The organism is Noviherbaspirillum saxi (genome assembly GCF_003591035.1).
Lineage (GTDB): Bacteria > Pseudomonadota > Gammaproteobacteria > Burkholderiales > Burkholderiaceae_D > Noviherbaspirillum > Noviherbaspirillum saxi.
The window spans coordinates 565024-580570 of sequence record NZ_QYUO01000001.1 but is presented as its reverse complement, the minus strand read 5'-3'; the positions used below and the strand labels follow the sequence as shown (position 1 = coordinate 580570).

The window sequence follows — 15547 nt, the reverse complement described above, 5'->3', positions numbered from 1 at the left end:
TATAGCGGGACCGTTACGGTCCAGTTCCGGAGATGTCATGCACTTCACATTTCGCATTGTCTTATCAATGACGCTGGCTGTACCGCTGCTTGCTTTGTCGGCAACACCGAGCCCGCAGCCTCAGAACGCGCCGGCCGGACATGTACCGTCCGGCGTGCCGCCTGCAGCGATGCAGCAACTACCGGAAATCAATGGCGTCGTGTCGTGGAACACGCTCGCCAAAGTCACGCCGATCAAGACCAAGGACCGGATCCTGCCGGAATTTTCCAAGGAAATCGTCGCCTTGAACGACAAGGAAGTCAAAGTGCAAGGCTTCATGATGCCGCTGGAACCGGGCGAGAAGCAAAAGCATTTTCTTATTTCCATGAACCCGCAATCCTGCTCGTTCTGCCTGCCCGCCGGACCGGAAGGCGTAGTTGAAGTGAAAACGAAGACGCCGGTGAAGTACACCTTCGAACCCGTCATCCTGAGCGGCAGGATGGCTGTGCTGAAAGACGATCCCATGGGGCTGTACTACCGGCTCACCGATGCAATGCCGGTCACCATGACGGCAAAATAAGCCCATGAACCTGTTCCGCCTGTCCTCGCAACGCAACGGCTTCGCGGCATCGCTGGCGCTCGCGCTGCTGTTTGCGCAGTGGACAGGATTGCAGCACCGCATTGAACATGCGAGCACCGCACAGGCCTCGCAGCAGGTTTCTTCCAAGGTTACCGACGAAAACAAGAAGCTGACCCATTCCTGTCTTGCCTTCGACGCAACGACAGTCGGCGACATCGTTCACTTGCCGCCGTTTACCGCACCGCTTATCACCAGCGTGCGCGTGCTGGCCCTTTGGACGGCATTCACGTCCTGGGACGCTCCGCTCGTCCGCCATTTCTCTTCCCGCGCACCGCCCCTCGCCTGATGCATCACGGCGCCTGATCTCGTTAGGACAGCGCCGTACGCTGTCCATCCGCCAGCTGCATGCAAGGCGTTGCAACGCCCTGCATGCGCTTCGCGGCTTTCTGACTCATTCAGCATCCATCATGGCCATTCAATACACACTCATGACGAGTGCGGTTCTGTCCGCGCTCGCTTCCACTTCATTCGCCTTCGCCCAATCCGCGGAACAGTCGCTTCCGACCGTCACCGTGACGGCGACACCTCTCGGCGGCGACGAAAATGCGCAAATACTCGCGCCTGCAAAGGTGCTTTCCGGCAGCGAGCTGCGCAACAAACTCGGCAGCTCGCTGGGCGACACGCTTTCCCAAGAACTGGGCGTATCGTCTTCCGGCTTTGGCGCGGGGGCATCGCGCCCCATCATTCGTGGAATGGAGGGGCCTCGCGTGAAAATCCTGCAGAACGGCATGGCGGTCTCTGACCTGTCCAGCCTATCCAACGACCATGCGGTTGCCACCGATCCGGCTACCGCGCGCCAGATCGAAATCCTGCGCGGACCAGCGTCGCTGCTGTATGGCTCCGGCGCCATCGGCGGACTGGTCAATGTCGTCAATGACCGTATCCCGACCGCCTTGATGCCCAAACCGACCGGAGAAGCGGAAATGCGTTTCGGCTCCGTCGATCGGGAAAAGAGCCTGTCGTTTTCCGCCGATGGATCGGCGGCCAGCCTGGGGCTTCATGTCGATGGCAGCGTGCGCGATAGCGGCGATTACCGTATTCCAGGCACTGCGCTACGCAACGATCCGGCGTCGCCATCGGGACGATTGCCATCGTCCTTTACGCGTGCGCATAGCCTGGGCTTTGGCGCATCCCATATCGCCGGCTGGGGTTATGTCGGCGCCTCCATCGATACCCGCAGCGACCGCTACGGCATCCCGACAGCCGAACGAGCCTATATCGATCTGTCGCAGACACGCGGCGATATTGCCGGCCTGGTGCGCGAACCATTCGCCGGTGCCGCATCGTTCGCATTCAAGCTGGCGGCAAGCGACTATACGCATACCGAAAAGGAAGAAGACGGCACGCCTGCCACCGACTTCGCCAATAAGTCTTTCGAAACCCGCTGGGAAATTGCCCACCTGCCGATCGCCGGATGGCGCGGCACCATCGGCATGCAGACTGACAATAGCAAACTGTCTGCGCTATCGGCTGCGACCGGACGCTCCGATACGGTACCTACCACGAAGTCCTCATCGATTGCCGCTTTCCTGGTCGAGGAACGCGATTTCGGACCGCTGCGTGCGAGCGCCGGCCTGCGCATCGAATCGGTACGGCGACGACCCGACGATCCGGGTTTCAGCGACCGCCGCATCAACCTGAATTCGTATTCGCTCGGTGGCCTGTGGAGCTTTTTGCCGGGCTATAGCATCGGCGCGACATATTCGATCGCGCAACGCGCTCCGGCACCCGAAGAGCTGTATTCCAACGGCCCGCATGAATCGACGGCGACCTTCGACATCGGCGATCCTTCCCTGCAAAAGGAACGCTCGCGCAACCTGGAACTAAGCCTGCAAAAAACCGAAGGGCTCGTGCGCTGGAAGGCCAACCTGTTTGAGAACCGGCTGCGCAATTACGTTTATGGCCGCACCGACGGCAGCACGGTCGACGACAGCGGCATCGACGATCCAGCAGGCGAGTTTGTACGTCGCCTCTGGGCGCAAGACCGCGCGCGGATCCGCGGCGCCGAAGCCGAGCTCAGCTATAACCAGCGCGGCGAAGGCCTGTCCCTGCGCGGCTATGCCGATACCTCGCGCGGCGTCCTGGTTGGACAAGGCAACCTGCCCTTGCAGCCTGCGACCCGCGTCGGAATCGATCTCGGTTATCGGCAAGACGGATGGCGCGGCGGCGTATCGGCGCTGCACGCGTTGCGACAGGACCGTCTGGCCGCGTTCGAGACAACGGAGACGCCGGCTTATACGCTGCTGGATGCGAACCTGTCCTATACGCTAAGGCAGGGTGGCGTTCAATGGACCTGGTTCGCGCTGGCGAAGAATTTGATGAACCGCGATGTCCGCTTGTCCACTTCGCTGCTGCGCGATGTCGCGCCCCAACCGGGCCGCAATATCGTGATCGGACTGCGCACGCGTTTCTGACGATCGTACCGAGGCCTGTTGAATTGCGCGTACGGGAAGCAACAGGCCAGTAACAGAAAGTCATCTTTTCCATCCCTAGAATGGCATCCCGACGTATGTCTGTGTTACCTTTACACACTTGTAATTTCCTCTTCCGTGTAACCGGAAGAGGACGTTTCCTTTCAAGCCAAGGACCAAGTGGGTATTTTTTCGCTTTTCGGGAAGAAGGATCGTCAGCCGGCCAAGCCTGCTGACAAAGATGCTTCCCGTTCCAAGAGCACCGCGACGAAGCCGCGCCCGGATGCCGGCAAATCCAATACCAAGACACCCACGGTCAGGCGCGATGCACAGACTGCGCTGCAGACCGCGCTGAAAATCGATGCGATCGAATCGGAAATGTCTTCCGAATTCGTCAGCGTACAAACCGCCACTGGCTCCAAGGCCAAACCGGTAAGTATAAAACCGGCTGCCACGCCCCAACTTGCTGCCGCAACACCGAAGCCTTCGCCGGAAAACCCGGACAGCGCGGCACTCACGACAGAAAACCTGACACTGCAGCCGCTGGCAACCGGGATAGGCAGCACCACCGAATTCCTGCTTGACGGCCAGACGGCCGTCAGCGACATCGCATCGCCATCTTCCGAAGCGGTTGCCGTGATCGAAGAAGCCGCGATCATGTTTGCCAACGGCCAGTCCGACATGGTCGAGCACATGCTGCATGCGGCAATCGCCGCCGGCGATCTTGGCGAGGTCGAGAAGACCGCGTGGCTGATGCTGCTGGACCTGTACCAGATCGTCGGCAAGCAGCAGGAATTCGACAACCTTGCAATCGAATACACGAACAAGTTCGAGACCTCGCCGCCGGCCTGGCATGGAGCCGATGCGCGAACCGCCACGTCTGCAACGCCTGCGGCCGGCACCACCCCCATGGTGCCGTTCAATACAAAGCTGGACGCCAGCTGCGCCAAGCAAATCGAGCGTATCCAGAAGCTGGCGGAAAACTTCCGTGCCTTGCGCCTTGAGTTCGTGCGTGTGACCGAAGTCGATGCTGCCGGATGCAGGCTATTGCTCGGCATCCTGCGCAAGCTGCAGAAATCCAGCCATGACCTGATCCTGGTCGGCGCGCCGGAACTGACCGACAAGATCCGCGCGATTCTTGAAGTCGGTCGTCGCGACGACACCGAAGACGCCTGGCTGCTGCTGCTCGAAGTACTGCGCCTGCTCAATCGCGAGAAAGAATTCGAAGAAATCAGCATCGATTATTGCGTGACCTTCGAAGTCTCCCCCCTGCTTTCATTGCGCCGCAAAACAAGGTCACCACGGCAACGGCCGAGCCGGCGAACACCGCGCAGGCAGAAGGCTTCATGATGCCGGCGGTAGTCGAGGGCCGCATCGACGAACTGATCGTCGCGATTGCCACTTATTCCGACGACCACGATCCGGCGATCGTCGACTGCTCTCGGCTCAACCGGGTCGACTTCAACGCCGCGGGACGGCTGGTTACCGGCTTGAGCCCATTTTGCGGCAATGGCAAATCGCTTGAATTTCACCACGTCAACCATCTTGTCCTTGCATTGTTGAACGTGATCGGGTTGAAAAATATCGTGCGTATATTGCCACGCAAAAACTGATTATGTTTCCCTATGGTCCTCCCATTTCGGAGGCCAGTCTGTCGCATCCCCGATCCTCAATTACACTTGTATTAATCCTGTCCGCCCTCATCTGCGCTGGATTACAGACTCTCATCCTGTTGGGGAAAGCATGGAACAATTTCACGGCACGACCATCCTTTCGGTGCGGCGCGGAAACACCGTTGCATTGGGCGGCGATGGTCAGGTGACGCTCGGCAATGTGGTGATGAAAGGCACGGCGCGCAAGGTACGCAAGTTGTACCAGGGCAAGGTCCTGGCCGGATTTGCCGGCGGCACAGCGGATGCCTTCACCCTGATCGAGCGTTTCGAAGCCAAGCTGGAAAAGCACCAGGGCAACCTGATGCGCGCGTCGGTCGAACTGGCAAAGGACTGGCGCACCGACCGCATCCTGCGCCGGCTGGAAGCCATGCTGCTGGTGGCCGATCGCGAAGCAACCTTGATCATTACCGGCAACGGCGATGTACTGGAACCGGAAAGCGGCATCGGCGCCATCGGTTCGGGCGGCGTGTATGCGCAATCGGCTGCGAAGGCGCTGCAGGAAAACACCGACTTGCCGCCAGGCGAAATCGTGAAGAAAGCGCTCACTATCGCCGGCGAGCTCTGCATTTACACGAACCTGTCGCACACCATCGAAACCCTTGAATAACGCGTTTCCATCGTCCCGAATATCCATCATGAACATGACTCCTCAAGAGATAGTTTCCGAACTCGACAAGCATGTGGTCGGCCAGTCACGCGCCAAGCGCGCGGTCGCCATTGCCTTGCGCAACCGCTGGCGTCGACAGCAGGTGGCCGATCCGCTGCGCCACGAGATCACGCCCAAGAATATTCTGATGATCGGGCCCACCGGGGTAGGCAAGACCGAAATCGCGCGTCGTCTTGCGAAATTGGCGGATGCCCCGTTCATCAAGATCGAGGCGACCAAATTCACTGAAGTCGGCTATGTCGGCCGCGATGTCGACACCATCATCCGCGACCTGATCGACATCGGCATCAAGCAGACGCGCGAATCCGAAATGCGCAAGGTGCGAGCGCGCGCCGAAGATGCCGCGGAAGACCGGGTGCTGGACATTCTGTTGCCGCCGGCACGCGACTTCGGATTCAGCGCAACGCCGAGTGCCGTGGAAAGCGACGCCGGCAGCAGCAGCAACACCACGCGCCAGACCTTTCGCAAGCGTCTGCGCGAAGGCGCGCTGGACGATCGCGAAGTCGAGATCGACATTTCCGAAGCGGCGCCGCACATGGAAATCATGGCGCCGCCCGGCATGGAAGAAATGACCGAGCAGATCAAGTCGATGTTTTCCGGTCTGGGCAGCGGGCGCAAGAAAAAGCGCAAGATGAAGATCAAGGAGGCGATAAAGATCCTGATCGATGAAGAAGCCGCCAAGCTGGTCAACGAAGACGAACTCAAGCAAAAGGCGATTGCCAACGTCGAGCAGAACGGCATCGTCTTCCTCGATGAAATCGACAAGATCGCTTCCCGTTCGGAAGTGGGCGGCGCCGATGTATCGCGCGCCGGTGTGCAGCGCGACCTGCTGCCACTGGTGGAGGGCACGACGGTCAATACCAAGTACGGCATGATCAAGACCGACCATATCCTGTTCATCGCGTCGGGCGCGTTTCATCTTGCCAAACCGTCGGACCTGATCCCGGAACTGCAGGGCCGCTTTCCGATCCGCGTCGAACTCGAATCGCTGGCGATCGCCGATTTCGAACGCATCCTGACCAGTACCGATGCCTGCCTGACGCGGCAATACGAAGCCTTGCTGCAAACCGAAGGCGTGACCATCGAGTTCACCGACGACGGTATTCAGCGCCTCGCGGAGATCGCGTTTTCGGTCAATGAAAAAACCGAAAACATCGGTGCACGCCGCCTGTACACGGTGATGGAAAAACTGCTGGAGGAAATGTCGTTTACCGCCAGCGAATCGTCGGGCAAAACGGTGGCGATCGATGGCGCCTATGTCGACGACAAGCTAGGCGCATTGGCGATCGACGAAGACCTGTCGCGCTACGTGCTGTGATCTGCAAGCGCTCATGGCGAACAAGGCATTGGCGCAGCGTCAGAAAATGACGATACGCGTGGAACCATCGCAGCGGCCCTTGAAAGGCCGCAATGCGGTGGTTCCGGGCGCGAAGCAGAAGGCGAGCCAGCCGACCGGGTCGGTGCAGGCGAGCTTGCTTAGCAGAATATTGGGGAAATCGGACCGAAAATAAGATAGGCGGACTAGAAGAAACTTAGCATCAAGCTTCTGCAAGCATCTCGCCAACCAAGCGCATATAGAGAGAGGCTTCCGTCCCGCCGCACTGGCACCTTTGACGGCATCTTCGACATCGGCTTTTCCATGATTATGATCATCCGGCGCGAAAAACCATCAGATATCGCAGCCATCGAAGCATTAACCGCTGCAGCTTTCCTTCGCGCCCCGCATACCAGCCGCACCGAACACTTTATCGTCAACGCGCTGCGCAAGACCCATCAATTATCTGTTTCGCTAGTCGCCGAAGAGCATGGCGTCATCGTCGGACACGTCGCGGTGTCGCCCGTTTCGCTGTCTGACGGTACGAATGGATGGTATGGCCTGGGACCGATATCGGTAGCGCCCGAACGCCAGCGGCAAGGAATCGGCACCCGACTCATGAGGCAGGCCTTAGTCGAATTGAAAAGCCTGGATGCGAAAGGCTGTGTGCTGCTGGGAGAGCCGGCTTACTATAGCCGCTTCGGCTTCAAGGCCGAACCGGCGCTTGTCTTGCCCGGTGTTCCGCCGGAGTATTTTCAAGCGCTCGGTTTGCGCGGAGCTATACCGACCGCCGCTGTAACCTACCATGAGGCGTTCAACGCCAAAGAGTGACAAGCATTTTGCTGGCGTCAGGATTGGATGAATGCAGCGCTGCCCGCAATAACTTTCCTGATACGGCTTAGCCCGGATATTTCATGAATGAGGTCGGCGATTCCGTGCCGAAGCGCGTTGTTATTGGTGCTCAAGCCATACAACAATCGGAATCGCCGATGCAAAATTGTACCGATGAATCAATCTTTGCTGCGCGCCAGCGGCGCGTCCAGTGCATTATGTGAGCGCAGCTCTAAACCGTTGCAGTTCTTGCGCGATGAACTGCGTCAGCTGTTCTTCAGTGCCGTCCCATGTATGCTCGTTTGCATCCCGATCCAAAATTGACGACACCGCCAGCTTGATGCGGACCTTGCCGCGCGGGCTTTGCTGCTTGGCACGAAGGATGCGCTGATTCCCGACGTACCAGGAGTAGCGGCGCTTGCCGCATTCGAGCTCAAGTAGCTCACTGTATCGGGTCTGAACCAGTTCCATCAGGTGGTCGAGATTGGTTGCGGCCTCGGCGACGGGCGCAGTCTGCTCTTCCTTGAATGGCGTCGCCTTGCCGGGGACGGCACGCGTCTTCTTGCTGGTGTTGCGCAGAGGTGTCAAGCCACGCCCGTTCAATCCGTAGCCCGCCGCGTCCAAACAGTTCAATTCACGGATATAGCGCATCTCGACCTGAAAGATGTTCTCTGCCGGATCAACGTTGCACAGATAGCTAAGCTCAATGTGATATCCTTTCTGCACCGCCTCGCCCAGCGCATGATGCACGCGCCGATAGGACTTTCCGCTCTTATACGGCCGCTTCTGGAGAAGCTTGTTCACGTTCTGCGTGTAACGCTCCGTCGGGCGTTTCTCGCCGCGGATTGCTTTACCAACGTACCGTCCAACGAGTTCACCGGCGGGCTTGTAAATTTCCCACATGTAAATCAGCGGCTTGTCCACATCAATGCCGGTGATGTCGGGCGGGTCAAAGGTCATTGTCGGCGCCATTACGCAATACTCCTATAGTTGATTATTGGACACAGGTTATTCGATCGCCGCTTCACCGATGGCGTATGGCCCCAACCTACGCTCGACCAGTGGACGGTTCCTTGACGGCGCCCCCGTTCTTAATCACGGCAGTCGACCCGCAGTTCCGTCTCGATCTGTCGCTGTAGTATCAGCCGACATAAGCGCAGCCGCATCAGATACGGTAGCTGATTGGCATGCAACGCCGCACCGTTAAACCCCATGTGTCGATCCTTAGCATGGAAGGTGTCGTACTCCCGCCGCACGTTTGGCGTGTCGTAGTCGGCGACCTCCAGTTGTAACGCCTGGCTCACCGTAAAGTCGCCGAAATAGGCAACCAAGTAGTCATACGCCGCGTGCTCTTCCGGCAGCGACTGCCGTGCGCGGCCAAGAACCCTGCTGAAAATTTTGGAAAGCTTCATAGCTAACCTCCTCATTGGCGATTCCGCGCTAGCCCTGCGCCATCGAATGGAGTAGCGCCATAAGCATCGCAAACAGGACTGCCAGGGTGAGGAGCCAGCACAGGAAAACACACGCCAATCTAGCAAGCATTCGTCCAAAACTGATCTCGCTGCGCAGCCACTGGTAGAGCGGCTTGAAAAAGGCCGCCACGAATACCGCCCGGAGCGCGCCGCCTATTGCCTCACCCAGCATATCTGACTCCGTTGTTGTTGTGTCAGGCATTACTGTAGCCGTCGGTGGCGACACCGTATGTCGCATTCGCGCGGGTCTCGCTTACTGTGCCTACTCGTACATCTGAGCGAGCTGCTGGGCCGTGCGGCGGAATTCCTCCTTCAAGAAGTCCGGGCCGAGCACGCGGACTTCAGTGCCGAAACCCTGTAGCCACCAGCGCAACCCCTTCGTGTCCTGCACCGTGGCACGCACAATACTGCGCGTGTCGTTGACCGCAACCACAATCTGATCCGCTGACAATGGCCGCTCTTGCAGAAGCCCAGCCACGCGGGTGGTAAATTCCGCTTCGAGATGGAGGTTTTTGCCCGATATTGGAAACCCGAAGGCCCCTTGAGCGATATGCTGATCAATGTCGAAGCCATCGGGCGGCGCAAAGGTTTCGTTGAGTAAGCGTGCCTCGCGCAGCCGGTGCAGTGCCAGGTGCCTGACATCGGGCCGCTCGCCCAGCGTACAGACGATATAGATCACGTTTTCCGACACGACAAGCGCCAACGGCGATACCACATAGTCGCGTGGAGCCGTCGCGCCGCGTCGCTGATAGTGCAGCACGACGCGACGTTGTTCTAGCAGCGCTTGGTATAGCACGGCTTGCGCGTCGGATCCGACCGGCGGCGGGATTTGCGGTTGGACGGCTGGCAGAATGCGGATCTTGTCGCACCAACGGGCAAATCCGTTGTCGCTAGTGTTCAGGGCACCCTCGGCAGTGTCAAACCACGGCTGCAGGTGCTCCAACACGGTTTGCGGTAGCAAAGGGCTAAGGTATTGCTCGACCAGCTTGAAGGTCAGTGCAGCCGGTGCATCCAGCGCCGCCACGTCCAACGATGCTGCGCCAGCTTGCCATGACCAGCCCTGTGGCTTGGCATTGTCGGCGACGATTGGCACGGTCTGTGACAGTTTATTCAGGTCACGCTGTACCGTACGGACGTCAATGTCGTATCCGGCCTCTTTCAGCCTCTCCCTGATAGTTTTCGCGTCGATCCTGCGTGGCTGTCGGGGGATAAGCCGCAGCATCGTTATCTGCCTCAGCACGGTGTCATTTGTTGACATAGAGCGGCGGCGTATTGCAGCGGTAAATATGCGGGTGACGCATGGTACTAAAACGAAACGCGATGGGGAAGGTAGTCTAGCACGCACCCGTCGTTGCCCTAAACCCGGATATTTTATGACGCAGGTCGGCGATTCCGTGCCGAAGCGCGTTGTTATTGGATCCTGCGCCAAACAAAAATCGGAATCGCCGATGCCTCGGTGGCCCCGCCACATTGTACCGTTGACCGCATCTCTGAATTGATCGAATTGGGCAAGGTCGGACGCCGCGTGATCGAGGCATCGTTCGATGGTGGCGACCTCAGCAGTGATGCGGGCATCTTGCTGTTGCGGCGCGCCGATGAGCGGATCGGGCTGACGCGCGCGATCGCCCGGGTGTTCGCCGATGAGCGCCGTGCCGCCAACGTCACGCCCCCGATCCATTCCTTACTCGCCCAGCGCATCTATGCCCTGTGCTGCGGCTGGGAGAACGTTACCGATCACAATACGCTGCGTCATGATCTGGCGCTGCAGACGGCTGTCGGACGCGATGCTGCACTGGCTTCCGGGCCGACGCTGTGCCGCTTGGAAGCGGCCGCCACTGCGGTCCACACGACTGCGTTGCATGGCGTGCTGCTCGACCAGTTCATTGCCAGCCGCACCGAGGCGCCTCAGAAATTGATTCTCGACATCGACGCCATCTATGTGCCGCTCTTTGGCGATCAGGAAAAGGCGCATTTCCACCGCTACTACGACCACTATTGCTAACTGCCGCTGCACGTGTTTTGCGGCCAGGACTTGCTGGCTTGCGTGCTGTGCCCGTCCAGCCGCGATCCGCCCAGCATCCTGTCGGCACTGATCAAGCTGATCGCGTAACGTCTGTGCCAGGTCTGGCCCGACGTACGCCTGATTGTGCACGGCGACTCCGGCTTTTGCCGGCCAGCCGCCTTGCGCCGCTTCGAGAAATGGGGCATGCATTACATCATCGGCTTGCAAAAGAACGCGGCGCTGTTGAAGCGGGTGGAACTGACCGAACTGGCGATCGCCGAGGTGTATGCCGCCGGTACCTGGGGGATCGAGAGCGTCATGTGATTACGCGGCTGGAACACGATGCCCGTGGCGCCAATCCCCGCTTCGTCGTCACCACCTTGCACGGTGATTGCGAGGCTTTGTATAAACAGCTCTACTGCGGCCGCGGCAAAGCCGAGAATCGCATCAAGGAGGCGCAACTCGACCTGTTCGACCGGCGCGCAATGCACGCCGGTCAATCCGAAAGGCACGTTCTACGTTACGACTCCAGGCACAGTGACCATTCACCGCGCTTATGACGACCTGAATGTAAAGTGCGAGAAAGACGGCCTGCAGCCAGGCATGGTCGCTGTTAAATCGAGTACCAAGCCGATGGCATTTGGAAACATCCTTTTTGGTGGCATCATTGGCACAGCCGTGGATACCAGCTCAGGTGCCGTATACGACTACCCTACCCTGATCAGCGTCATCATGGGAGAAAGCACGACTCAGGCTCCTCCGGCTCAAGCTCAGCCAACTATCGCACCCACACCTCCGGCATCCGCCCCCGCCAGTCGCACAAAAATAGCCTGCGACAGCCAGTTCATTGTCGACTGGCTTCTAAGTGTCGGACTGACTGTACCGTCGATACGACTGATCACACTACCGGCTCTGCAGCGGCGGCTCGCCCGGCACTGTCGAACCGGTTGCCGGAGGGGTTACCGGCAGGGTATTCGGAACCGCGTTCGGCGCGTTGGTGAGCGGCGCGCCGGTCACGCCAGACTGTATGGCGGGCGGCGGCGTGACGACCACTGTCGGCGGAGCGGTAATGGCTTGTCCGGGCGGAGCCGGCGCATTCTGCGGCGTCAGCGGTGGTGTCGGACTTGGCGTGCCGGCTCCAACCTGGGGAGTTTGCGGCGCTGCTGGCTGTACCGGGGTGGCTGGTGCGGGCGGCGGGCGCAGTTGCGGCTGCACCTGCTGGTTTGCGGGCACAGGTGGGGCTGCAGGCGGTGTTGGCGGCGCGGGCGTAGCGCCCGTCGCCGCTTGGGCACGCGTCGGCGGCGGGAAGTTGCGTCCCTGACCGGGCGGGTTCGGCGAGGTCGACACAGGCGGCGTAGTCTCGACACCACCCTTCGCGTCTTCCGGCAATTCCACCCGTTTGGATACGCCATTGTCGGACAACACCACGTAACCGCGATGCACTTCCTTCACCGTGACGCCGGGCACGACCTCCATATCGACGCGTACCGCTTGCGCCGGTTTACCCTCGGTACTCAGAATGGCCACGCTGTCGCGTGCGTTGCCGGAAAAGATGACGCCGCGCAGCTGGAAATTGCTGGCCGCCTGGGTCAGCCCGGTACGGCCGCCGAATAGCGCGGCTGCCGCTTCCGGCCGGACTTCGGGCTGCGCGGCGCGCGGCGGGGCGGCAACCGGTCGCAGTGGCGGTTTGAACAGTTGCAGCCCCCAGTACGCAATCGATGCGCACAGCAGCATGAACAGCACGAAGCTCAAGGCGAGCGGCAAGCGCTTCATTTCATTCCTTTTCTATTTCTTGTCATGTTGTGCAACTGTCTCCCTGCAGTCAACGTCAGCGTACCAGCTGGTTGATTTCAATGATCGGCATCAGTACCGCCAGCACGATCAGCAACACCACTACGCCCATGACCAGAATCAGCGCCGGTTCCAGCAAACCGGCAATGGTCAGTGCACGCCGTTCCAGGTCTTGCTCCTGTGCATCTGATGCGCGTTCCAGCATCGCGGGCAATTCGCCGGTCACTTCGCCGGCGCGGATCATATGGATCAACATGGGCGGAAAATGCTTGTGCGCCGACAGCGCGCGCGCCAGCCCCACGCCTTCGCGCACGCTGGCCGTCGCTTCTTCGACCTGTTCGCGCATGGCGACGTTGGACAGGGTATCGCGACTGGTTTGCAGTGCCCGCAGGATGGGCACGCCTGAGCCGGTCGTGATCGCCAGCGTGCTGGCAAAGCGTGCGGTATTGAGGCTGCGTTCAAATTTGCCGTACAAGGGTGCGGTCAGCAGCCAGCGATGCCAGCGGTATTTGATGTCGGGGTTTTTCAGTGCATTGCGCCACACCAGGAAGCCGGCTATTGCGGTGAGCGCGACGATCCAGCCATAGCTGCGCACGAAATCGGAAATCGCCAGCATGATGACGGTTAGCAGGGGCAGCTTTTGCTTGGTATTGGCGAACACCGATACGATCTGCGGCACGACATACGCCAACAGGAAGATCACGATCGCGAATGCCACCACGGTGACGATGGCGGGATAGGTGAACGCCAGCCGCACCTTTTGCACCAGTGCATTGCGGCGCTCGATATAGTCGGCCAGCCGCGACAGCACGCGCGACAGCTGGCCGATCTGTTCGCCCGAGGCGACCAGCGCACGATAGATATCCGCAAAGTCGCGCGGATGGCGCGACAGTGCATCGGACAGCGAGGAGCCGCCCATCACTTCGGAGCGGACCGAGGCGACCAGGTCGCGCACATAGGCGCGCTCCGCCTGTTCGAGCAGTGCGGTAAACGCCTGCTCCAGCGGCAGGCTGGCTTCCAGCAGGCTGGCGAGCTGGCGCGTGAACAAAGCGAGTTCGGTAGTAGACAGCTTGTCGCCGAAAGCGCGGCTGCGTGCCTGCCCGAGTTCGTCGACCTGGGCAGCGATCGCATCCACCAGGATCGGCACCAGGCCTTGCGCACGCAAATCCGAGCGGGCAGCGCGCGCGCTATCGGCATTGACAACGCCCTTTCTGGTGGCGCCGGCGGCGTCGACGGCTTCGTAGCGAAATGCGGGCATGGTATGTCAGGCTTCCATCAATCGATCTATTGTGCCTGCGGCATGGACGGGCACGGTTTCATTCCTTGGCAACGCGCAGCAATTCGGCTGGCGTGGTAGTGCCATCGGCGACCCAGCGTTCGCCGTCTTCGCGCATGGTGCGCATGCCGTCGCGCTGGGCGGTAACACGGATCTCGGCTTCCGAAGCGCGGTCATGGATTTGCTTGCGGATTTCATCGGTGGTCGTCAGCAATTCATAGATGCCGACGCGCCCTTGATAACCGGTATGTCCGCACTTGTCGCAGCCGACCGCATGCCATTGCTGGCCATCGTTGCGCCGGCACACCGGGCACAGCTTGCGCACCAGACGCTGCGCGACCACGCCGAGCAGCGATGATGACAAGAGGAAAGGTTCGATACCCATATCGAGCAGTCGCGTGACGGCGGAAGCGGAATCGTTGGTGTGCAGCGTCGCCAGCACAAGGTGACCGGTGAGCGAGGCCTGGACCGCGATCTGTGCGGTTTCAAGGTCGCGGATCTCGCCGATCATGATGATGTCCGGGTCCTGGCGCAGGATCGCCCGCAAGGCTTTGGCGAAGCTCATGTCGATGCGCGCATTGACCTGGGTCTGACCGACACCAGGCAATTCATACTCGATCGGATCTTCGACGGTAAGGATATTGGTCGCGGGCGCGTTCAGCCGGGTCAGCGCCGCATACAGTGTCGTGGTCTTGCCGGAACCGGTCGGACCGGTGACCAGCACGATGCCGTGCGGCTGGCTGATCAGATGGTCGAATTGCTGCTGCACATTCGGACTCATGCCGAGATGGCTCAAGTCCATGCGCCCGCCTTCCTTGTCGAGCAGACGCAGCACCGCGCGCTCGCCGTGGCCGGTCGGCAGGGTCGATACCCGCACGTCGACCGGTTTGCCGCCCACGCGCAGCGTGATGCGCCCATCCTGCGGCAGGCGTTTTTCGGCGATATCGAGCTGGGCCATGATCTTGATGCGCGATATCAGCGAGGCATGAATCGCCTTCTTCGGCCGCACGATGTCGCGCAATGCACCGTCGACGCGAAAGCGCACCACCGATACCTGTTCAAACGGCTCAATGTGGATATCGGAAGCTTCTTCGCGCAAGGCCTGCGTGAGCAGGGCATTGATCATGCGAATGACCGGTGCGTCGTCGGCCGATTCGAGCAAGTCTTCGATCGCTGGCATATCCAGCATCAGTTTGGCCAGATCGAGATCGGATTCGACTTCGTCGACCACCTGCGCCGCATCGTTGCCGGAACCGGCGTAGGCTTTGGCGATTGCCGCTTCCAGGTCTTCGCGCGGCAAGGATTTGAGCTTGACGCGGCCGAAACGGCGGCTGACCTCGGCGATCGCTGAGGGAACGGTGGCATCCGACACCCATACCTCAACGGCATTGCCAGCCGTTTCGCTGCGCCGCGCGAGCAAGGCATGGTCGCGGGCGAAGGCATATGGCAAAAGTCGGGCGTCGGTCAAGATTGTGCTCATTGCAACTGTC

16 protein-coding genes and 1 pseudogene are annotated in these 15547 nt (G+C 60.1%); 10 read left to right on the top strand and 7 right to left on the bottom strand.

What is annotated here, in order from left to right; translation table 11 throughout:
• Positions 1-37 precede the first annotated feature (37 nt).
• From D3871_RS02865 to D3871_RS30135, 9 genes are all read left to right on the top strand, one after another.
• Positions 38-559, top strand: a complete 522-nt coding sequence (locus D3871_RS02865) for a DUF3299 domain-containing protein (RefSeq protein ID WP_119767532.1) — start codon at positions 38-40, stop codon at positions 557-559.
• A gap of 4 nt (positions 560-563) precedes the next feature.
• Positions 564-905, top strand: coding sequence for a hypothetical protein (locus D3871_RS02860; RefSeq protein WP_119767531.1), 342 nt, complete (start codon positions 564-566; stop codon positions 903-905).
• A gap of 121 nt (positions 906-1026) precedes the next feature.
• The gene (locus D3871_RS02855) at positions 1027-3033 is read left to right on the top strand and encodes a TonB-dependent receptor (protein ID WP_119767530.1); all 2007 of its coding nucleotides are present in this window, start codon (positions 1027-1029) and stop codon (positions 3031-3033) included.
• 177 nt (positions 3034-3210) lie between these two features.
• The gene (locus tag D3871_RS02850; protein ID WP_233575491.1) at positions 3211-4380 is read left to right on the top strand and encodes an STAS domain-containing protein; all 1170 of its coding nucleotides are present in this window, start codon (positions 3211-3213) and stop codon (positions 4378-4380) included.
• Positions 4377-4643, top strand: a complete 267-nt coding sequence (locus D3871_RS30680; protein WP_233575490.1) for an STAS domain-containing protein — start codon at positions 4377-4379, stop codon at positions 4641-4643. The genes D3871_RS02850 and D3871_RS30680 overlap by 4 nt, the downstream gene beginning before the upstream one ends.
• Before the next feature lie 130 nt (positions 4644-4773).
• Positions 4774-5310, top strand: a complete 537-nt coding sequence (gene hslV, locus D3871_RS02845; RefSeq protein WP_119767529.1) for an ATP-dependent protease subunit HslV — start codon at positions 4774-4776, stop codon at positions 5308-5310.
• Positions 5311-5338: 28 nt separating this feature from the next.
• On the top strand, positions 5339-6688 hold the full coding sequence (hslU, locus tag D3871_RS02840; protein WP_119767528.1) for an ATP-dependent protease ATPase subunit HslU: 1350 nt from the start codon (positions 5339-5341) through the stop codon (positions 6686-6688).
• 321 nt (positions 6689-7009) lie between these two features.
• Complete coding sequence (locus D3871_RS02830; protein WP_119767526.1) at positions 7010-7516, top strand: GNAT family N-acetyltransferase; 507 nt, start codon at positions 7010-7012, stop codon at positions 7514-7516.
• A gap of 83 nt (positions 7517-7599) precedes the next feature.
• Positions 7600-7740 (top strand): hypothetical protein, encoded by a 141-nt coding sequence (locus D3871_RS30135; protein WP_158597863.1) that lies wholly within the window; start codon positions 7600-7602, stop codon positions 7738-7740.
• On the opposite strand, the gene D3871_RS30465 is transcribed toward D3871_RS30135, so the two are convergent.
• From D3871_RS30465 to D3871_RS02810, 4 genes are all read right to left on the bottom strand, one after another.
• The gene (locus D3871_RS30465) at positions 7733-8488 is read right to left on the bottom strand and encodes a hypothetical protein (protein ID WP_199724716.1); all 756 of its coding nucleotides are present in this window, start codon (positions 8486-8488) and stop codon (positions 7733-7735) included. The two genes, D3871_RS30135 and D3871_RS30465, sit on opposite strands and share 8 nt — an antisense overlap.
• 119 nt (positions 8489-8607) lie before the next feature.
• Positions 8608-8928, bottom strand: coding sequence for a hypothetical protein (locus tag D3871_RS02820; RefSeq protein WP_119767525.1), 321 nt, complete (start codon positions 8926-8928; stop codon positions 8608-8610).
• 28 nt (positions 8929-8956) lie between these two features.
• Complete coding sequence (locus D3871_RS02815) at positions 8957-9190, bottom strand: hypothetical protein (RefSeq protein ID WP_147376737.1); 234 nt, start codon at positions 9188-9190, stop codon at positions 8957-8959.
• A gap of 60 nt (positions 9191-9250) precedes the next feature.
• Entirely contained in the window at positions 9251-10210 is a 960-nt protein-coding gene (locus D3871_RS02810) for a helix-turn-helix transcriptional regulator (protein WP_158597862.1), read from the bottom strand.
• Between the two features lie 234 nt (positions 10211-10444).
• Here D3871_RS02810 and D3871_RS02805 point away from each other — a divergent pair.
• Positions 10445-11475, top strand: a pseudogene (locus D3871_RS02805) (IS1380 family transposase); the annotation flags it as partial.
• A gap of 418 nt (positions 11476-11893) precedes the next feature.
• Here the strand turns inward: D3871_RS02805 and D3871_RS02800 are convergent.
• The 3 genes from D3871_RS02800 to gspE are packed head-to-tail and all read right to left on the bottom strand — an operon-like array spanning position 11894 to position 15537.
• A complete protein-coding gene (locus tag D3871_RS02800) occupies positions 11894-12763 on the bottom strand; it encodes a type II secretion system protein N (RefSeq protein WP_119767522.1) in 870 nt (289 codons plus the stop codon).
• Between the two features lie 55 nt (positions 12764-12818).
• Entirely contained in the window at positions 12819-14039 is a 1221-nt protein-coding gene (gene gspF / locus D3871_RS02795; RefSeq protein WP_119767521.1) for a type II secretion system inner membrane protein GspF, read from the bottom strand.
• Between the two features lie 58 nt (positions 14040-14097).
• On the bottom strand, positions 14098-15537 hold the full coding sequence (gspE, locus tag D3871_RS02790; protein ID WP_119767520.1) for a type II secretion system ATPase GspE: 1440 nt from the start codon (positions 15535-15537) through the stop codon (positions 14098-14100).
• Positions 15538-15547: the final 10 nt, after the last annotated feature.